Origin of the sequence: Flagellimonas oceani (genome assembly GCF_011068285.1) — a bacterium.
Taxonomy (GTDB): domain Bacteria; phylum Bacteroidota; class Bacteroidia; order Flavobacteriales; family Flavobacteriaceae; genus Flagellimonas; species Flagellimonas oceani.
Genome location: NZ_CP049616.1, coordinates 4,439,828 through 4,459,293, shown reverse-complemented (window position 1 = coordinate 4,459,293; position 19,466 = coordinate 4,439,828). Strand labels below are relative to the sequence as shown.

At 40.7% G+C, this 19,466-nt stretch carries 18 protein-coding genes; all 18 read left to right on the top strand.

Features of this window, described 5'->3' with window-relative positions; all coding sequences use genetic code 11:
* Positions 1 to 156 precede the first annotated feature (156 nt).
* Positions 157 to 840: a response regulator transcription factor gene (locus GVT53_RS20230; RefSeq protein WP_121847522.1), complete on the top strand. Its 684-nt coding sequence runs from the start codon at positions 157 to 159 to the stop codon at positions 838 to 840.
* The gene (locus tag GVT53_RS20225) at positions 837 to 2,102 is read left to right on the top strand and encodes a sensor histidine kinase (RefSeq protein WP_121847521.1); all 1,266 of its coding nucleotides are present in this window, start codon (positions 837 to 839) and stop codon (positions 2,100 to 2,102) included. The genes GVT53_RS20230 and GVT53_RS20225 overlap by 4 nt, the downstream gene beginning before the upstream one ends.
* Before the next feature lie 73 nt (positions 2,103 to 2,175).
* Complete coding sequence (locus GVT53_RS20220) at positions 2,176 to 2,520, top strand: PepSY-like domain-containing protein (protein ID WP_121847520.1); 345 nt, start codon at positions 2,176 to 2,178, stop codon at positions 2,518 to 2,520.
* 363 nt (positions 2,521 to 2,883) lie between these two features.
* On the top strand, positions 2,884 to 3,834 hold the full coding sequence (locus GVT53_RS20215; protein WP_166250248.1) for a DUF1259 domain-containing protein: 951 nt from the start codon (positions 2,884 to 2,886) through the stop codon (positions 3,832 to 3,834).
* A gap of 86 nt (positions 3,835 to 3,920) precedes the next feature.
* On the top strand, positions 3,921 to 4,643 hold the full coding sequence (locus GVT53_RS20210) for a superoxide dismutase (RefSeq protein WP_121850579.1): 723 nt from the start codon (positions 3,921 to 3,923) through the stop codon (positions 4,641 to 4,643).
* Positions 4,644 to 4,665: 22 nt separating this feature from the next.
* A complete protein-coding gene (gene chrA / locus GVT53_RS20205) occupies positions 4,666 to 6,039 on the top strand; it encodes a chromate efflux transporter (protein WP_166250247.1) in 1,374 nt (457 codons plus the stop codon).
* 73 nt (positions 6,040 to 6,112) lie between these two features.
* Positions 6,113 to 7,486 carry a TolC family protein gene (locus GVT53_RS20200; RefSeq protein WP_166250246.1) on the top strand — a complete coding sequence of 458 codons (1,374 nt, stop codon included), beginning with the start codon at positions 6,113 to 6,115 and terminating at the stop codon, positions 7,484 to 7,486.
* Positions 7,487 to 7,489: 3 nt separating this feature from the next.
* Positions 7,490 to 8,047 (top strand): efflux RND transporter permease subunit, encoded by a 558-nt coding sequence (locus GVT53_RS21180; protein ID WP_205780308.1) that lies wholly within the window; start codon positions 7,490 to 7,492, stop codon positions 8,045 to 8,047.
* A complete protein-coding gene (locus tag GVT53_RS20195; protein ID WP_205780309.1) occupies positions 7,984 to 10,626 on the top strand; it encodes an efflux RND transporter permease subunit in 2,643 nt (880 codons plus the stop codon). Before GVT53_RS21180 ends, GVT53_RS20195 begins: the two co-directional genes overlap by 64 nt.
* A gap of 33 nt (positions 10,627 to 10,659) precedes the next feature.
* Positions 10,660 to 11,733: an efflux RND transporter periplasmic adaptor subunit gene (locus GVT53_RS20190; protein ID WP_121847514.1), complete on the top strand. Its 1,074-nt coding sequence runs from the start codon at positions 10,660 to 10,662 to the stop codon at positions 11,731 to 11,733.
* A 41-nt stretch (positions 11,734 to 11,774) separates the two neighbouring features.
* Positions 11,775 to 13,928, top strand: a complete 2,154-nt coding sequence (locus tag GVT53_RS20185) for a DUF5916 domain-containing protein (protein WP_166250245.1) — start codon at positions 11,775 to 11,777, stop codon at positions 13,926 to 13,928.
* A gap of 188 nt (positions 13,929 to 14,116) precedes the next feature.
* The gene (locus tag GVT53_RS20180; RefSeq protein ID WP_166250244.1) at positions 14,117 to 14,422 is read left to right on the top strand and encodes a PepSY-like domain-containing protein; all 306 of its coding nucleotides are present in this window, start codon (positions 14,117 to 14,119) and stop codon (positions 14,420 to 14,422) included.
* Between the two features lie 409 nt (positions 14,423 to 14,831).
* The gene (locus GVT53_RS20175; protein WP_067030820.1) at positions 14,832 to 15,416 is read left to right on the top strand and encodes a GNAT family N-acetyltransferase; all 585 of its coding nucleotides are present in this window, start codon (positions 14,832 to 14,834) and stop codon (positions 15,414 to 15,416) included.
* On the top strand, positions 15,416 to 16,363 hold the full coding sequence (locus GVT53_RS20170; RefSeq protein WP_067030823.1) for a helix-turn-helix domain-containing protein: 948 nt from the start codon (positions 15,416 to 15,418) through the stop codon (positions 16,361 to 16,363). Before GVT53_RS20175 ends, GVT53_RS20170 begins: the two co-directional genes overlap by 1 nt.
* A 259-nt stretch (positions 16,364 to 16,622) precedes the next feature.
* Positions 16,623 to 17,450, top strand: coding sequence for an RteC domain-containing protein (locus GVT53_RS20165; RefSeq protein WP_067030826.1), 828 nt, complete (start codon positions 16,623 to 16,625; stop codon positions 17,448 to 17,450).
* Positions 17,451 to 17,772: 322 nt separating this feature from the next.
* On the top strand, positions 17,773 to 18,057 hold the full coding sequence (locus GVT53_RS20160; protein ID WP_067030829.1) for a helix-turn-helix domain-containing protein: 285 nt from the start codon (positions 17,773 to 17,775) through the stop codon (positions 18,055 to 18,057).
* A 4-nt stretch (positions 18,058 to 18,061) separates the two neighbouring features.
* On the top strand, positions 18,062 to 18,814 hold the full coding sequence (locus GVT53_RS20155; protein WP_067030832.1) for a hypothetical protein: 753 nt from the start codon (positions 18,062 to 18,064) through the stop codon (positions 18,812 to 18,814).
* Positions 18,798 to 19,460 (top strand): ATPase, encoded by a 663-nt coding sequence (locus GVT53_RS20150; protein ID WP_067030835.1) that lies wholly within the window; start codon positions 18,798 to 18,800, stop codon positions 19,458 to 19,460. Before GVT53_RS20155 ends, GVT53_RS20150 begins: the two co-directional genes overlap by 17 nt.
* The last annotated feature ends 6 nt before the right edge of the window (positions 19,461 to 19,466 follow it).

Here is a 19,466-nt window from a genome sequence, read left to right as displayed (position 1 = left end):
TATTAATCACAAATTTTTTAAGGTTTTCCCAATCAATTCGAAAAATGTACTGGTAAAAAGCGAAAAAAACAGATTTAATAATTTTACTATTTATCGTAGTTGTCAGTTAAAACATAATACAAAATTTCTACAGATTTAATTCCGTATTTTGAAAACATGAAACTGCTCATTATAGAAGATGAACCTGAAATGCTAAAAAGCCTCGAAGAATTCGCCGCGGAAGAGGGGTATTTTTGTGATGTCGCCTGTAATCTCTCCGAAGGTCTGGAGCGCATCGGTCTTTATGATTATGACTGTATTATTTTGGACATTAATCTTCCAGATGGTAATGGTTTCCATTTGCTAGAGGTTCTCCATAAGGATGATAAGTCCGATGGGGTAATCATCCTTTCTGCCCGTAATTCCCTGGACGATAAATTAAAAGGCTTGGGGTTAGGAGCTGATGATTACCTGACCAAACCATTTTACTTTTCCGAGTTGAATGCCCGTATAAAGGCAATTATAAGGAGAAAACAATTCAAGACAAATAGATTGGTTCACTATGCTAATCTGGTAATAGAACCAGATCAGTACATAGTTGGAATTGATAATCTCGAAAGCCCACTTTCTCTAACAAAGAAAGAATATGCTATCCTTACCCACTTGATCAACAATCACAAACGGGTGATCACCAAGGTTTCTTTGGCAGAATATATCTGGGGCGATTACGTAGATGAGGTACAGAGTTTTGATTTTTTGTTTTCACAAATCAGAAATTTGAGACGCAAGCTAAAGGAAGCAGGTGCCAACGTGGAAATAACCAATATTTACGGTGTGGGATACCAAATAAAAACAATATGAAGCTGCTTTCTTATACGACCCGAATCCAATTATTCGCATTCCTTTTACTGTTTGGGATATTCTCGACCTTGTTTTATCTGGTGCTAAGCTGGAATGTACTTCAAAACATAGATGAGGTTTTGTATAACCGTAAGATGAACTTGCTTGCCTATCTCGAAAAGCACCCGGAAATATCCATAGCGAAGGATTACCCTCTGGACGATTTTACATTTTACCCTATTGATATAAATACGTTTCAAGACGGAAAAGAAAGCTATGCCGACACATTGATCTATGAACCGATAGATGCCGAATTAGATGAGTACCGGAAGCTGATAACATTTGTGGAATTAAACGACAGCTATTACAAACTGGAAATTGTGAAGCCTCACCTGGAAGCAACTGAAATCATTGGTACGATTGCTATTACGCTAGGAGGGCTATTTTTTGGACTTGCTTTCTGTTTTTACCTCTCAAACAGAATGCTTTCTCGAAGAATATGGCAGCCCTTTTATACTATGCTTGACAAGCTCAAAAATTATAATCTTGGCAATGCAAATACACCAGTATTCCCAAATTCCAAAATTGAAGAATTTCAGCTATTAAATAATGTGATGACCGAACTGACTCGGAAAAACAAGGAGGTCTTTGATAACCAAAAACAGTTTGTCGGGGACGCTTCCCACGAAATGCAGACCCCTCTGTCCATAATCCAGTCAAAACTGGAAGCACTTATAGGCCAAACACAGCTCTCCGAAAAGCAGTCTGACATCCTGGAAGGTATCATCGGTTCCACACAAAGGCTGAAAAAACTGAACAAAACCCTGTTGCTGCTTGCGAAAATAGAGAATGACCAGTTCCTAACAACGGAAGAGGTAAATGTTGATGGAATAATAGGTAGGTCGCTGGAATTTTATGAGGAGCAGAAGGAAGCCTTAAACATTAGGACAGAGATCGATATCAGGAATGAGGCAATTGTCCAGGGAAACAGGTTGCTTATCGAGATTCTCATCCAAAACCTGCTCAAAAACGCCTTCCTGCACAACGTGAAAGATGGAAAAGTAATCATAAACCTGGACGGGAAACGATTGGTTATTACCAACACCGGTAGCGAAAAGGGGGTTGACAAGGAAAAATTGTTCCAACGGTTCTATAAATCTTCCAACAATCCAGATTCGTGGGGCCTTGGGTTGGCCATTGCACACAAGATTGCCGATAAGGGCAATTGGAGGTTAACGTACAGTCACAAAAATGCGCTTCACACATTCACCGTCGATTTTTGACAATCCCAAATTTCTACAGATTCAGTTTTTACATTTGGTATGAGTTAAATGTTAATCTTTAAATTTTAATGCTATGAATACAAATAAGAAATTTTTTCGCATTTTGCTGTTATCCCTACTATTTATTGGTGGCGGAATGTTCACGGCTACGGCACAATCCGAAATAAAAGAGCTAAGTGAAGAGGCCATTGAGTTCTCCAATCTTCCAAAGGCCGTACAGGATGCCTTTAAGAATTCCGATTATGCCAAATGGGAAATTGAAGAGGTGGAAAAGGTCGAGACCGATAAGGGAACTATGTATGAACTTGAGGTCGAGAACGAGGATGAGACGTATTATGAACTCTATTTTAGCCCCAAAGGAGAACTGGTGCTTAAAAGGGAGGAAAGCCACTCGGACGGCGATGACGATCATCGATAAAATTTGGATGAAGATAGTCTAGTTGATTTTTTAATGATCATATAAGTTGGGAGATGCCAGAAAGAATGATTTTGGACTTGTGCATCTCCCAATTTTTTAATGTTAATGGGAAAAATTGGTTTAGCCTTGAGTTCGTTCCTTTTCTTCGTGCGGAAGATGGTGCGTCAAAGGTTAATGGGCTATTATTTCATGATCCGTAATCAGGCAAAGAAAGGTACGTATTTTCTTGTTACCCGCATTCCTGTCCGTTTTGGTAATAAATTGGCAACATCAGTCTCATTTGCTTTTCAATTTGGTATCTTATTTTGAAACTAAACTATAGAATTGAAAATAACTGAATATATATTTTACAAAAACTGAACTATGAAAAAAATATGGATTTTTGTATTAGCGTTGATGCTAATTTCTTTTGGTTGTGAGCAACCTAACAAGAAAGATGATTCAAAAGAATCGGCTGAAAAACCTTTAAAAAACAATAATGAATTAAAGGCGATGGATATTGGAACCTTAAAATCCGGACTTGGGATGGAAGGAAAGGAAGAAGGTGGGCAATTTAAAGTTACCATTCCGCAAAACGACCTGAATGTAATGGTTGATGGTTTTAAGATTATTCCCCCGATGGGATTGGGCAGTTGGGCTGCTTTTGCACCAACCTCGGCACAAACTATGGTTATGGGCGATATAGTGGTTACGGAAAAAGACCTGAAACCGGTACAACAGGAAATAATCCAACAGGGATTGACGGTTACGGCGATCCACAACCATTTTGTAAGGAACGAGCCAGATGTAATGTACATGCATATCGGTGGTATGGGAAGCGAAGAAAAATTGGCCAAAAGTTTAAAAGCTATTTTTGATAAGGTAACGGAAATTAGGGGAGCAGACCCGTCCGCCGTAGAAATGTCGTCGGTGGAGAACACGCTGGACACCAAAAGGATTGACAGCATCTTAGGGCATAGCGGGACTATGACCAATGGGGTGTATAAAATCACCATTGGCCGACCCGATGTAAAGCTGACGGAACACGGAGCTCCTGTTAGCACATTCATGGGGTTCAACACTTGGGCAAGTTGGCAGGGCACACCTGAAAAAGCAGCAGTAGCCGGTGATTTTACTATGCTGTCAGATGAAGTAGCTCCGGTTATCAAAGCACTTATTGAGAATGACATTGAAGTGGTAGCGGTACATAATCACATGGTGCACGAGGATCCAAGAATTTTCTTTCTTCATTATTGGGGAATTGGATCAGCCGAAAAATTAGCAATAGGATTAAGAGAGGCTTTGGACAAAACGGGAGTAATTAATGCGGAATAAATTTACACCGGCACCGGTTTCATTTGCCTTTCTTATTCGGCATCTTACAATTGAAAGTAACGAGTTTAAATAAAAAAATCAGAAAAATGGACAGAAAAGAATTTATAAAAAATTCAGCAATTCTTGGAGGAGCAACCATTCTTCCTATAAACAATGTTTTTTCCCAAAGTGTTAATGAAGCAAGTATTGACAAACTGGTAGACAGCAACGGAAACTTTATCCAAAAGCCGTTACCATATAAGAAGACCTTTTTAGAGCCTTATATGGACGAAGAGACCTTGCACTTGCATTATGAATTTCACCACGGTGGTGCAGTCAAAGGTGCCAATAAGGATTTGGAAAATATCAAGAAAAATCTCGATTCCGGTGAAATGGATAGTGTCGATTTGTGGACCAGGAAATTGTCCTATCATTTTTCAAGCCACGTACTACACACTATTTTTTGGACAAATCTCACAAACAAGAAAAGCGAGCCCAAGGCAGAGCTTCTAAAGCAAATAGAAAAGGACTTTGGTTCATTTGATAAACTCAAGTCCTACATAGCAAAAGTTTCTAAAAGTGTAGAAGGCAGTGGTTGGGGAATTTTAGGTTACCAGCCTTATTCACAATCCCTCACACTTCTCCAGTGTGAAAATCATCAAAAGCTTACCCAGTGGGGCGTTATTCCCATATTGGTCATAGACGTTTGGGAACACGCGTATTATTTAAAACATAAAAACAAGAGAGGTGATTTTGTTGATACTATAATGGAAATCATAAATTGGGATAACGTAGCACAACGTTTTGCGAATGCTAAAAAGATTAACTAAGAACTAATTATCGTCAAAGGCAATGTCCAGTGTATCAAATCCCTCTAAAAACCAGGTGTTACCATTCAGCGAGGCGTTAAAAGTTTGGGTAAAAGTAGCCATCCATAGTTTTGGTGGCCCGGCAGGCCAAATTGCGGTCATGCACAAATTTTTGGTGGAAGAAAAGAAATGGATCAGCGAAAACCGCTTTTTGCATGCGCTGAATTATTGCATGTTGTTGCCAGGTCCCGAAGCACAACAACTGGCCACATACATAGGTTGGCTGCTTCATAAAAAAAAGGGCGGATTGGTTGCCGGACTACTTTTTATATTGCCTGGATTTATATCCATACTGATCTTGAGCATTCTTTATGCAGCTTATCGGGATGTGGCTATCGTTGACGCCATATTTTTCGGCATTAAGCCAGCAGTGCTGGCCATTGTAATTGGTGCGGTTATAAAAATTGGCAAGAAAGCCCTTAAAAATGAAGTCATGGTAATTATGGCTGCCTTGGCATTTGTTGCCATCTTCTTTTTTGAGATGGACTTTCCTTACATTGTACTTGCGGCAGGGATAACAGGCTTTCTTGGAGGCAAATTCTGGAAGGAGAAATTTCATGTCATTAAAGGCCATGCGGATAAAACAGAACAGGAAAATGATTATTTAATTGACAGCCATATTCAACAAGTCAAACCCTCATTCAAGAAGACCCTCCAAACGATTTTATTGTACCTCTCTTTGTGGGCATTGCCGTTAATTTTAATCGCATTATGGGTTGGCGTTGATTCCATCTTCTTTAGCGAAGGAATATTTTTTAGCAAAACCGCAGTGGTTACGTTTGGAGGAGCCTACTCGGTTCTTGCCTACATAGCTCAAAAAGCAGTGGAAGATTACGGCTGGCTGAAAAGCGGAGAAATGCTGGATGGTTTAGGTATGGCAGAAACCACACCGGGTCCACTCATACAGGTCGTGCAATTTGTAGGGTTTATGGGAGCTTACCGCTTTGCTGGCACTATGGATCCTCTACTGGCCGGAATCTTAGCTTCCTTACTGGTAACCTGGACTACCTTTATTCCCTGCTTCTTGTTCATATTTACTGGTGCTCCCTATATTGAATACCTCAGAGGAAATAAAAGCCTGACGACTGCCTTATCAGGAATTACGGCTGCTGTTGTAGGTGTAGTACTCAACCTTGGTGTTTGGTTTACCATCCACACACTGTTTGGGAAAGTGAACGAAAGCCATTCACTTGGAATAAGATGGTTAATCCCGGAATGGGAGACTATAAACATTCCTTCATTGGTGATCGGATTGATAGCCGCCTTTGCCTACTTCATCCTCAAATGGAACATGCTTAAAACCATACTCATTAGTGTGATATGCGGCATCCTTTATCATTTCATTTTTTTAAAATAGCAGAATACTCTCGTTCCCATATTTCTACAGAATCGGGTCATAATTTTGTAACGAATTACATTAATAATTGAATATGATCCGAAAATTCAAGCTTATCCTGTTGGCATCTATTCTTGCTGTTTCTTGGACAAATGTACGGTCTCAAACACAACCGACAATTGTACAATTACTGGACACTGCCAAGAAAAATTATCCGGCAATTCTTGCCTCAGCGTCTCTTGAGCGGGCATCTGAAGAGAAGGTAAAATCCACCAGACGATTGTTGGTTCCAGAAGTTTCCGCCTCCACCTACATTAATTATGTTACTTATAACAACATTACCGGAATGTTTTTCCCCGAATATTTTCTACCTGTAAGTGGGCCTCCATCTGCCAGGAATCTAAATGATATGGTTTGGGGGTCAGCTGCCGGTCTGCTCATGAAATGGGAACCCTACACTTTCGGAAGAAGAAATAATGAGATAAAGGCAGCGGAAAGCACCCATGAGGCCAGCACTTCCATAAAGGATCTTACACTTTTAGAGCATAGCGTTCAACTATCGAGTACCTATCTGGATTACCTCCTTGCTATACAAATTCTTGATCTACTGGAAAGTGATCAGGAAAGATCGAGATCAAATTACGAACAGGCTGTGGTCCTGGCTAATTCAGGGCTGGTTTCAGGGGTGGATACTGCACGATTTAGGACGGAGCTTTCCAAGGTGAAAATCAATATACTGCAACAACAAAATACCATTCATGAATATAAAGAGAAACTGTCTGAGTTAATTGCGGCTGATTTGCCAGAAAACCTGGCGGATTCTACCTTTCTTAAAGTACTTCCCAGGTTGCCAGAAGTTTCAGGGGTGATTCATCCAAAGGAAAACCTGGCCATAGCCCAATGGAATGCCGCACAATACCAATTTAAAGCTGAAAAATTAAGCTGGTTACCTACTTTAAGTGTATGGGGCACCGCTTATGGCAGAGGTTCGGGGATTCAGCTTGACAACAACGGTAACAGTTTTGTCAATAATCCTACTGATGGATTTAATCTGACCCGGTTCAATTATGGCCTGGGTTTACAATTGACTATGCCGCTGACCCAAATCAGCCGATACAAAACCCAATGGAAAGCCAAGGAATGGGAAACTGAAGCTTATAAACAGCAACTTGAAGAAGTGAGACTGACCCTCAATAAACAAAAAACCATAGCTGATAAGGCCTTAGAAACAGCAATGGCTATTGCAAGAGAGACTCCGTACCAGGTTGAGGATGCTCTTTATGCTTACGAAGCCGCACAATCCCGATACCAGGCCGGGTTGATGAGCTTTACGGAACTGATTGAATCCCAAAACGAACTGATTACTGCGGAAATAGAACTACGAAAATCCTATTGGGAAGCCTGGAAAGCACTATTGTATACAGCTGCTGTCAATGGTAATCTGGAAATATTCTTAAATCAATTATAGGAGATGATCAAACTAATAATATCTGCACTGCGAAAACCCATAACCGTCATGGTAACCCTTTTGGCCATCGTGTTTTTTGCGGTATTGTCAATCCGGAATATGTCAGTTGATATATTCCCAAAACTAGGCACCCCCACTATTTATGTGGCCCAAACATACGGTGGTCTTGCTCCTAATCAAATCGAAGGATTTATGACTTCTTATTACGAGTACCATTTTCTGTATATCAATGGGATAAAGGAAGTGGAAAGCAAAACTATCCAGGGCGTATCCTTGATGAAGCTCATTTTTCATGAGGGCACCGACATGTCTCAGGCTTTGGCGGAAGTGGTAGCCCAGGTCAACAGATCCAGGGCCTTTATGCCTCCGGGGACAGTACCTCCGTTCATCACGCGTTTTGACGGAGGGGGTGCACCAGTAGGCCAACTTGTTTTTAGCAGTGAAACCAGGTCATTGGGTGAAATACAAGATCTTGCACTCTTTAAGGTACGTCCAAAATTTGCTTCAATACCGGGTGTGTCAGCCCCCCCCCTTTTGGAGGAAACCAGCGTACTGTACTGATTAAGGCAGACCCTTCCAAACTGCGCAGTTATAATATCAGTCCGGATGAACTCGTCATGGCTATTGCCAAGAACAATACCATTTCGCCTGCCGGAAATATCCGAACTGCGGACAAACTTTTGATTGCTAACCAAAATACGGTGGTTAGCAATATCCAGGAACTGGCCAATATTCCCTTAAAGATGGGCTCCGGGCCCTCGGTATATGTAAAGGATGTAGCTGAAGTACAAAATGGGTCTGATGTTGCATCAGGATATGCCCTGATCAATGGCAGCCGCTCAGTGTACATTCCTGTAACCAAACGAGCCAGCGCATCAACCTGGGATGTGGTGAAACGCATCAAGGCAAGCCTGCCGGAAATGCAGGCTGCTGTGCCGGACGATATTAAAGTGAGCTATGAATTTGATCAGTCGGGCTATGTAATCAATTCCCTGAAAAACCTGTCCTTTGAGGGAGCACTTGGAGCAGTGCTTACTGGCCTTATGGTACTGCTGTTTCTTGGTGACAGACGAAGCGCGCTCATTGTAATTCTTACCATACCACTTGCCATATTATCGGCAGTAGTGTGCCTTTATCTGGCCGGACAGTCGATCAATATCATGACATTGGGCGGACTGGCGCTGGCAATAGGTATTCTCGTGGATGAATCGACCGTGACAATAGAGAATATCCACCGACATCAGGAAATGGGCAAGAAAAAGGGCCGTGCCATTCTGGATGCCTGCAAAGAAATTGCATTGCCCAAACTTCTTATCCTGACCAGCATTCTTGCCGTGTTTGTTCCTTCCTTTTTTATGACTGGCACTCCCAGGGCCATGTTCTTACCGCTTACATTGGCTGTAGGTTTTGCCATGATTGCTTCATTTCTACTTTCTCAAACAATGGTTCCTATTCTTTCCAATTGGTTTCTGAAAGACCATATTACTCAAAATAAAGAAGGAAAATTCCAACAGTTTAGAAACCGGGTTGTAGGATATACAAAGGGTATTACAAACAGGAGCAAGTGGGCCATCGGTATTTACCTGATAACCACTATTGCCATGCTTGCGGTACTCTGGCAGTCTACTGGTACGGAGATATTTCCAAAAGTCAATTCCGGGCAGTTGCAAGTTCGTTTAAGAATGCCTGACGGAACCCGCATTGAAAATACGGAAAGGAAAACAAAGCAGTTTCTGGAAGTGGTAAACGAAGTGGTTGGTAAAGAAAATGTTGAGATTACATCGGCATTTGTCGGTATCCAACCACCCAGCTACCCGGTCAATACTATCTTTCTCTGGACAGGTGGGCCACATGAAGCTGTTATAAAGATCAAGCTACAGCAGACAGGAAAGCCCCTTGATGAAATTAAAGAAAATATCAGAAAAAAGGTAACAGAAATCATACCTGAAATGCAGCTCTCTTTTGAACCGGCTGACCTGGTTGACCAAGTAATGAGCCAGGGAGCCAACACATCAGTAGAGATAGCTGTTCAGGGCAAAAACCTTTCGGAATCACGTAAATATGCCCAAGAAATAAAGGACAGGGTACAAACCGTATCGTTTATGCGTGATGTGCAATTTGGTATTCCACTTAACTATCCATCCATAGATTTACAATATGACCGTGTCCGGGCAGGCCAGTTAGGCCTAACAATTGAAGACATTAGCCGCTCTGTAACAGCCTCCACCTCTTCCAGTCGTTTCACCCAGCCCAATTATTGGTTGGATGCCGGATCGGGCAATGCATACCAGGTCCAGGTAGAATTTCCTCAATATATGGTGGATCAACCCGATGATGTCGAAAAAGTTCCATTAAAGTCGGAAAACGGGAAAACCGTCTATGTGGGCGATGTGAGTAAATGGGAACCTTCTACCATGATTGGGGAATACGACCGTCTGAACCAACAACGGTTCATTACCATCACCGGGAACCTGCATAATAAAGACCTGGGAAGTGCCATTAAAACGCTTAAAGATGAAGTAAATGCTATGGGTGAACCACCCGAAGGGATGAGTGTTAAATTCAGAGGACTTGCTGAACCGCTCTCTCAAACCTTTGATGAATTGAGTACCGGCCTTTTACTGGCAGTAGCCGTGATATTTCTGCTGCTGGCAGCCAACTTTCAGTCATTCCGGCTTTCCTTCGCAGTGCTATCCACTATTCCTGCCGTAGTTGCTGGTTCGTTCCTTCTGATTTGGATAAGCGGGAACACGCTCAACATTCAATCTTTTATGGGCAGTATCATGGCTATAGGTGTGGCAGTGGCCAATGCCATATTATTTGTTACCATAGCAGAGCATTATCGGAAAGAACAAAAACAAAACCCTCACCTGGAAGGGATAAAGGATCGCCTGAGGCCCATACTCATGACCAGCATAGCCATGATAGCAGGGATGCTACCGATGGCGCTAGGGCTGGGTGAAGGCGGCGAACAAACAGCCCCGCTTGGAATTGCAGTGATAGGCGGATTGTTGTTCTCCGTGTTTGCAACCGTATTCATCTTGCCGTCCGTCTATTGGCAGGTTTCCGGAAGAAGACTTTATAAGAGCCCGTCACTTGATCCAGATGATGAGCAGAGTACATACTTTGAACAGCAATAACTTCAAACCTGAAAAGAGTAAAATTTAAGAATAATGAGAAAATATATAATACCGATTTTATATGCAGCCATCGTTTCAGCCTGTTCAAGTAGTGTTGAAAACAATAAGATGGAAAGCAAAAACGAGTCGTCAAAAAAAGTAGAAACCATAAAGTTAAGCTTTGATAACTCCAGACATACCCTGATGCTTCCTGCGGAATTATTGGCTTTTGAAAAAGCTGGTCTGAATGCCAAAGTACAGGGGTATGTTACCGAAGTGCGGGTAGACATTGGAGATAAAGTAATGAAAGGAGCAGTCCTGATCAGGATAGAAGCACCAGAAATTCAGGCAGCCTATTCAGAAGCGCAGAGCGATGTAGAGTCAGCCAGAGCGGACTATATGAGTAGTGAGGATACGTATACCCGATTGCTAAAAGCTTCCGAAATACAAGGTACGGTCTCAGAATCCGAACTGATTAAAGCAAAAAACAAAGCCATGTCGGACAGCACTCGGCTAAAAGCATTGGATTTTACCGCCAGAGCTAAACGGCAACTCCTTAATTATCTCACAATTAGGGCGCCATTTACTGGGGTTGTAACGCAAAGAAATACAGATCCCGGAAATCTTGTGGGAGATATAGATAACCAACCTTTACTGATAATCGAAAACAACCAAAAATTGCGTTTGAAGCTACCAGTTCCTGAGGCCTTGACCGGAAGTTCCATAGCAGAGGATTCTACTTCATTTAGTGTAGAACCATTTCCCGGAAAAGTATTTAAGGCAGATTATTACAGGCGAGCCAAAAGTATAGATCCGGACACCCGTACAGAGATGTGGGAATTTCTTGTGGATAATCAAAAGGGTAATTTGAATGCTGGACTTTTTGCGGAAGCTCAATTAAGCATCAAACGTCCGGATGGAAGTCTGTGGGTACCTCATAGTGCGGTCTTGACCACCCTCCGAAGAAAAGCTGTGGGAAAAGTAGCGGATGGCAAACTAAAATGGGTAGAAGTCAGCACAGGCATGAAAGATGAAGATATGGTTGAGATTTTTGGCGCACTTGATGAAGGGGATCAAATCCTTCTGCAGCCCAATGAGGAGATGTCCGAAGGTCTGCCTGTAAACTAGTTCCCACATTTCTACAGAATCGGTTTCTATTTTAGGAAAATATGAAAGGACTATTCTTTGTCATAGGTTTACTGATGATTGTAGAATGCAGCATGGCCCAGGTAAGTTTACCAAACACGATTTATGCAAAGTATACAGATGATGCAATTCAGCTTGATGGAAGATTAGATGAACCTGTTTGGGAAAATGCTGTTCGCATAAGCAATTTTACCCAACGCGAACTGAATGTTGGGGAGCCGGCAACAGAAAAAACGGAAGTGGCCATTGTCTATACGGCCAATACCCTATACATCGGATTTTGGGGTTTCGATAGGGAGCCGGATAATCTTGTAGCCCGCGAAATGAAACGGGATTTCAACTGGGGTGTAGAAGACAACTTTGAGGTCATCATAGACACTTACGATGACGACAGAAACGGATTTCTGTTTGTAATCAATCCTAATGGTGCCCGTGCCGATGCGCAGATTTTAAACAACGGTAGGTCTTTTAACAAATTTTGGAATGGTGTATGGGATACCAGAACAGCGATAACGAACGAAGGTTGGTTCGCGGAAATAGCCATTCCTTTTTCTACCCTGAAGTTTAAAACGAATTTAGATCAGCAGGTCTGGGGTATCAATTTTGAGCGCAATATTCGCAGAAAAAGGGAACAATTACTATGGCAGGGCTGGTCTCGTGATTCCGAACTAGAGCTGGTGAACAGGGCTGGTACTTTGACCGATCTCGACAATATCAAAAGTAAAACTTTTATTGAAATCAAGCCTTATTCAATCGGGGGTGCGGAATTAACACCAGAAAAGTCTGAGGAACAACTGAATGCCGGTGGCGACATCAATTACCTTATCACACCTACCCTCCGTATGAATCTGACCATTAATACAGATTTTGCACAGGTTGAAGCCGACAGACAGCAGATCAACCTTACCCGATTTCCACTGTTTTTCCCTGAACGAAGGGAATTTTTCCTTGAGGGACAAGACTATTTTGATATGGGTATGGGAAACCGCATAATCCCTTTTTATAGCAGGCGGATCGGATTAGCCGAAGATCGCTCTACGGTTCCAATAATCGCAGGGGCAAGGGTATTGGGTAAAATGGGAAATACTACGTTGGGTGCTTTGTCCATGCAGACAGTCAGTAGGGACAGCATACCCTCTACCAATTATACAGTTGTAAGCTGGAGGCAGGATGTCTTGAAACAATCTTCCATAGGCATTTTATCTGCCAATAAATACGAAAATGGACGATGGCATAGCACAACCGGAGGATATGGGCTTTACAGTATGTCCGAATTATTTGGTGACAAAAACCTGAATATTGGTGCATCATTCACACAAAACATTAACTCTGATGATTTTGATGCCAGGGCCAATGCTCACCGTATTTACCTGAGCTATCCCAACGATAAAGTTGAGTTTGATATGGCTTGGCAAAGAAGTGCCACCCCCTTCAATCCGGAAGTGGGTTTTCTGCGCAGGGAAAATTTCCAGGAGTTTTATACTGAACTTGAATGGAAACCCCGACCTAAAAACCATTTCAAATGGATACGACAGTTCAGTTTTAAAGGGTTGGACATGAATTACTTCATTTTTGACGACACAGGTGAACTGCAATCATTTTTCTACGAAATCAGACCATTAGGCTTTGAAACACGTAGTGGGGAATCCTTTGAGTTTAACCTCCAAAGGAGAGCGGAAGGTCTGCGAGAACCATTTGAGATTACGGAAGGAATTGTCATTCCTGAAGGAGAGTATTGGTACAACCGTATGGAAATACAAGCCGCTACTTTCAGCGGTCGAAACTTTGCACTCGATACGTATTTTAACTGGGGAAACTTTTTTAAAGGAAAGAGTACCCAAAGTGCTTTTGAGCTATCATGGAGAACAAGCCGTTATCTAAAGATCGCTGCTAACTACGAAAAAAACTGGATTGACTTGCCGGAAGGAAGCTTTGATACAGACCTGATCGGTAACCGTATAGAGTATGCCGTAAACCCGAATCTATTCGGCTCCCTGTTTTCCCAGTGGAACAGTGAAGATGAAGAAGTACTTCTGAATTTCCGTTTGCAATGGATTCCAATTATCGGAGCTGATTTCTTTTTCATCGTCAACCAAGCTTACGACACTTCGGGAAATAGCTGGACACTTGAAAGAACAACTATTTTGGGCAAACTGATATGGAGATTTGTGATTTAAAAAGAAAACTACCAGATACCTGTTTAATGTGGTACAATGTAGGTAATTGATTTTATTTGAAATAGTTAATTCAAGTAAGTTCGCAACACAGATGAGACAATAAATCTTCTCCTTGTAATCCCGAATTTCTACAGAATCGGTTTGTATCATTGAAATGGGTTTTAGTAAGAAATAAAAAAAAGATTATTATGCGATTTAAAAATGTATGCTTTGTAATAGCTTGTTTGTTATTCGTGGCTGTAACAGTAAGCTGCGAAAACAAGAACCACAATTTTAAAGAAATCAGCGAAGAGGAAATTGAATATGCTGACTTACCGGCGTCTGTACAGACTGCCTTTGAGAGCTCAGAATACAAGGACTGGGAAATAGAAGAAGTAGAAAAAGTGGAAACCGACATGGGAACTTTATATGAATTAGAAGTGGAAAGTCCTGACGATAAACATCTGGAAATCTACTTCGACAAACAAGGAAAGATTATAGCCTCTGAAAACTAGCAGCATCAAGCGAGTGCAAGAAGAACCCGATAGAGAAAAGATCAAAAACCAGGAGGGATTCAAATAACACGTAGCGGCAAAGAGAAGTTGATTTTTTATCTATTCTTCTGGTTCTTACCATTCTTCTATTATACTTTTTTGTTCTGAAAGGGATTATACACAAACGTTTGATTTAATGAAAAATCTAAAAAATAGTGAACTTAACATAACGAATCATATTCTTGTAAGCGAAGATACCTCTGAAGGCTTGAATTAGGAAAACCCAAAAATTGATACAAAAAAAAGTGGATTATAAAATTTCTCGAATCCGAGAATGTTTCCTCTCATTAAATCATTGAAAAAGCTTATTCTAAGGATAGTGTGTCATTTACCTAAAAAGCCAGGATAACTTTAATGTGCCAAAAATACAATGCCAAGACCAGAAATTTTTAACGATAAGGATTTAGTCATTGATATACTTTCCAGTTCCTTCAAAGAGAACAAATCCGTGAACCTGGTAGTTGGGGGTGATAATGAAAAAATCCCCGCACTAATGAGCTACAGCTACGAAATGGCCGAACTTACCGGTAAAATTTTTATTTCTGAAAATAGAAAGGCTGTTGGGCTAATACTTTTTCCACGAAAGAAAAAATTCAGTTTCAAGTCCTTTTATGAAGACTTAAAGTTGGCCATAAATGTTATTGGTCTAAGAAGGGTGCCGACTATTCTTAAACGAGAATCCTTAATCAAAAAGCATCATCCAAATGAGCCATTTATGCACTTGTGGTATATCGGAGTAAATCCTGTTGACTCCGGAAAAGGTTATGGGGGTATGCTCCTTAAAGAAATAATTGAATTTGCCGATAAGAAAGGGCAGGATATCCATCTGGAAACTTCGACCAAAAGGAATATAAACTTTTACGAAAATCACGGCTTCGAAAACTTTGCCAATATTGATACAGGTTTACCCTATCGACTGATGCTTTTCAGAAGAAGGGCTAAATCCACAATCTGATGACGGTATTTGGCTCTGAAATGCATATCGTCACGTTCTTCATCATAGCGGTTCAATTAATACTGCTTACGAATTTTGTGATTATTTCATTAAAGAAACGAGACAGTAAGTCAACCAACCGCTTCATCTGGTTCACAATCTCGTTGATATCGTATAATTTTTTTTCGGGAATTTTCCCAGACACGAATATTCCTATACCGCTTAGCATTCAATATATCGTGGCTTACGGCGTAGGTCTCTACACAGCCTTGTACTATGTATATTATGTGTATTCTGAATTTGACATTGGTCATTTAAAATTCTTTACCCTACGCCATTTAATGATAATTCTCATTTCCGCATTTATTTTCTTTTTTGTCCTTCCACTAATCATCTGGCAAGATATTGGTATCGCTAAATATTCATTTATTTTCATTCCTGTTGCAGTCGCCATTGCATTTCTCGTTAAAATCAGCACACCGTTAATTGAGCTCTATAAGGAAAAAGGGGGTGCTACAAATAGGTTTTATAGGGATAGGATTGCCACTGGTTATCTTACTTTGTTATCCATAGTGCTTATGCCTATTATAGTTGCTCTCGGGGATTTTCAGGTAGTGGAACAATTGACTGTAAATGGTGGCTACTTTGTTCTTGCCGTGGCACTCATCCGTATTAACATATATCAAGATTTAAAAAAAGAACAATTCTTGCACAGGTTAGGATATACCGATGATGCTAGAGAAGCAAAAAATATTGCTATCTTAAAATATTTTTCAAAACTCGATTTATCCAAACGGGAAATTGAGGTAGCCAACCTCATACTCGAAGGCAAATCGTATAAACAAATAGGAAGCTATCTGTTTATTGCTGAAGGTACAGTTTCTAAACACGCTTCAAACATCTTTAAGAAGGCGGAAGTACAAAACAGACGCGAATTTGAAAGACGGTTTAAAGGAAAAAGAAAATAGGATTTTTGTTCCGGCACTTTGCGAGTAAGTTAAATCCGTAGTAGAATACGGATTAATCCGTAGTAGATTACGGCTTTTTGTCATTAGAACGCTCGTACTTTTCATTAATTTTAATGGATTTTGAATACGTTCAGTATTCAGTCGGGTCTTTTTGCATCAAGTTGCATCAAGCTACAGTTTGTTTGTTAAGGGACTTCAAAAACTATTACCAAACCACTAGAATCTTAAATTATGTTTTCAAACCTCAACTTGGTTGCTGATGAAACTCGACGTACTATCGGAAAACTTAACAACACAACTAGATGAAATAGCTTCTGAGAATAATTCAATATTGGAAAGGGCATATCTTTCCGTCGAGGTGTGCCGTAATCTTTTAAGCAATCTTAAAAAACAGGTTCTACAAGAGGGCTTTGATACGATGGCAACGGAAATCCGATTCTTCAAACATACGAAACAGGTACCGCTTATTGAGCTTATCTATTTTTCCGAGATTCATTCCTTTGAACTTCAATTCCCCAAGGCAGACAGGCATAGTCAGCTTAAGATCATCAAAAAGAAAGTGAACAAAATCAATCGATTTTTTCTGTATAATATCGATTTTGGCCGCTATATCGACGCTGGCCACACTCATTTTGATAAGGAATATTTTACAAGGGACTATCTGGATAGTTATCATATCACCACTTCAAAATTTTACTTTCAAGACCCTGAATTTTGTACTCCCCGGGATATGCTATTAGGTAAGTATAGGGCTTATCAAAAACTGTTGAAGTATTTAGATGAAAGACGTTTTCAACTAAAGAAATCACTCAATGGGAAAAGACACCCCATAAAACGATTGCACTGGCCTTTTAGCAATACAGATTATGTGGAATTAATTTATGCGCTTCACGCTAAAGGTCTCGGTTCTAAAAACAGTCTGAGTATTGTTAAAATTTCAGATTATTTAAGCCAGATTTTCGATGTTGAGCCAAAAGACATCTACAAAACCTATCAGGACATCAAAAACAGAAAAAAAAGCCGAACCCTGTTTCTTGATGAGTTGACCACTTCCCTTATTTCTGAAATGGATAAAAGCGAGAAATAATAGCTTGTAACAACCATTTATACTTCTAATTAAAAATATTAAGAAAAGACCGTAGTACGGTTGACCTACGGTGTTTTGGTTTTCAGCGAATGTCCATAAAATTCAGCTCGATTTGAGTATAAATTTCGGCATAAACTATATCAAACAGCACCAAAGCATACCAAATTTCAAGATGTTAAATTTTGACCGTAGTACGGTCGTACTGGTGAAGAAAATCCAATAATCCATATCAAATTTGTAGAACGAAAGTCAAATCGGGTTAAGGACTATCATTAAAAATTATAAACCTCTGATAGTCCTTTTCTTTTAAAATCGTTCTATTATGCCGACAAGTATCATCACCACAGACGACCTTCGGGAATTCAAAATGGAATTGCTCGATGACATCAAAAGTCTTTTAGCCAAACAGGCTTCTGGAAAAATCAAGAAGTATCTAAAATCTTCCGAAGTAATGGATTTGCTTCAAGTGAGTCCGGGAACACTTCAAAACCTTCGCATCAATGGCACCTTGCCATACACTAAGGTAGGCGGAATCATCTATTATGATGCCGAAGAAATTCAAAAGGTAATGGATGCCAACCGCGTGCACCACGGACTAAATTCCTGATGTTATGAACTATATAAAGCTACTCAACGCGGCTTTTGAAACGTTCTATTTTGATGACCGCCTAAACCCTACCCATATCAGTCTGTATATGGCGCTGTTCCAGGAATGGAACAGCTGTCGCTTTATGGACGAGTTCTATGTAAATCGAAGAGAATTGATGCGGGTGGCCAAGATTGGGTCAAAATCAACTTACCACAGGTGCATAACAGAGCTTCATTCTTGGGAATACCTATCCTACTTTCCTTCCAACAATCCATACAAGGGCAGTAAAATCAAGATGTCCATTTTAGGGACAAGTGATGAACCAGCTACGGGACAGTACAATCCCATATTGGAACAGCTTGCGGAACAGTACTATCCCAGAGGTGTACCGCTTGAGGGACACCACCATCCCAAAAATGGACAGGCGGTGTACCAACACCGTCCCATAGGTGGACAAGCATTGGTATCTAATACAAACAATATCAAACAAGAAAACTTAATAAAACAGCCAAAGGACTGTCTGGCCGTCATTGATTTTTTTGAAGAAAAGAATTTTGGTAAAGCTGAAGCTGAAAAGTTTTACCAGCACTACGCTGAACGAGATTGGCAAACTGGCGATGGCGAACCGATTAGGGATTGGCGAGCCGTAGCCATCAATTGGATGGATAGAACCGAATTATTTGAGTCAGAAAACAAGCCAAAGAAAAAACAACCGTCCCAAATCAAGGACAACTTGCGAACCACTAAATCGAAAGACTATGGACAACCCCTCTAAAATCATCGAAGGCGGCGTGGAATATTCGCTGGGCAAATTCGATGGAAAAAGCGTACTATACGACTTCCCAAAAATCTTGATTTATTTGAATGCCAAGGGCAAGCTGCTCTTCGGTAAAAAGTTCAGGATTTATGATGAGGACAAGGGCATTCTGTTGAAGCTTTGTTCATATTTTATCAAAGACAAGGACAACTGTGAGAAATTTGAAATAGACATTGAAAAGGGCATCTTGCTTTCTGGACCCGTAGGTTGCGGCAAGACGAGCTTGATGAAACTCTTGCGTCATATCGTTCCCTTACAACGCCCTTATGAAATGATTCCCTGCCGTAATGTAACCTTCAGCTTTAACCATTTGGGCTTTAAAACGGTTGAGGAATATGGTAATACCAAATTCTATTGTTTTGATGATTTAGGTGTAGAACCCGCTGGCCGCTTTTACGGAAAAGGCCTAAATGTAATGGGCGAAGTATTACTCTCTCGATACGAACTATACCTTGATACCAAACGCAAAATAAAGACCCACGCCACCACCAACCTTAATGCCGAAGAACTCGAAGAACGCTATGGCAACCGTGTCCGTAGCCGGATGCGGGAACTATTTAATTTGATTGCTTTTGATACAAAAGCTGTGGACAAAAGGAAGTAGCTCAAT

Excerpts from the sequence above, each read along its gene's own strand:
- GVT53_RS20230 (WP_121847522.1), top strand. The coding sequence starts at position 157 with ATGAAACTGCTCATTATAGAAGATGAACCTGAAATGCTAAAAAGCCTC.
- GVT53_RS20180 (WP_166250244.1), top strand. The coding sequence starts at position 14,117 with ATGCGATTTAAAAATGTATGCTTTGTAATAGCTTGTTTGTTATTCGTG.
- GVT53_RS20220 (WP_121847520.1), top strand. The coding sequence starts at position 2,176 with ATGAATACAAATAAGAAATTTTTTCGCATTTTGCTGTTATCCCTACTA.
- chrA (WP_166250247.1), top strand. The coding sequence starts at position 4,666 with ATGTCCAGTGTATCAAATCCCTCTAAAAACCAGGTGTTACCATTCAGC.
- GVT53_RS20225 (WP_121847521.1), top strand. The coding sequence starts at position 837 with ATGAAGCTGCTTTCTTATACGACCCGAATCCAATTATTCGCATTCCTT.
- GVT53_RS20165 (WP_067030826.1), top strand. The coding sequence starts at position 16,623 with ATGAAACTCGACGTACTATCGGAAAACTTAACAACACAACTAGATGAA.
- GVT53_RS20150 (WP_067030835.1), top strand. The coding sequence starts at position 18,798 with ATGGACAACCCCTCTAAAATCATCGAAGGCGGCGTGGAATATTCGCTG.
- GVT53_RS20170 (WP_067030823.1), top strand. The coding sequence starts at position 15,416 with ATGACGGTATTTGGCTCTGAAATGCATATCGTCACGTTCTTCATCATA.
- GVT53_RS20185 (WP_166250245.1), top strand. The coding sequence starts at position 11,775 with ATGAAAGGACTATTCTTTGTCATAGGTTTACTGATGATTGTAGAATGC.
- GVT53_RS20210 (WP_121850579.1), top strand. The coding sequence starts at position 3,921 with ATGGACAGAAAAGAATTTATAAAAAATTCAGCAATTCTTGGAGGAGCA.
- GVT53_RS21180 (WP_205780308.1), top strand. The coding sequence starts at position 7,490 with ATGATCAAACTAATAATATCTGCACTGCGAAAACCCATAACCGTCATG.
- GVT53_RS20200 (WP_166250246.1), top strand. The coding sequence starts at position 6,113 with ATGATCCGAAAATTCAAGCTTATCCTGTTGGCATCTATTCTTGCTGTT.
- GVT53_RS20155 (WP_067030832.1), top strand. The coding sequence starts at position 18,062 with ATGAACTATATAAAGCTACTCAACGCGGCTTTTGAAACGTTCTATTTT.
- GVT53_RS20215 (WP_166250248.1), top strand. The coding sequence starts at position 2,884 with ATGAAAAAAATATGGATTTTTGTATTAGCGTTGATGCTAATTTCTTTT.
- GVT53_RS20160 (WP_067030829.1), top strand. The coding sequence starts at position 17,773 with ATGCCGACAAGTATCATCACCACAGACGACCTTCGGGAATTCAAAATG.
- GVT53_RS20190 (WP_121847514.1), top strand. The coding sequence starts at position 10,660 with ATGAGAAAATATATAATACCGATTTTATATGCAGCCATCGTTTCAGCC.
- GVT53_RS20175 (WP_067030820.1), top strand. The coding sequence starts at position 14,832 with ATGCCAAGACCAGAAATTTTTAACGATAAGGATTTAGTCATTGATATA.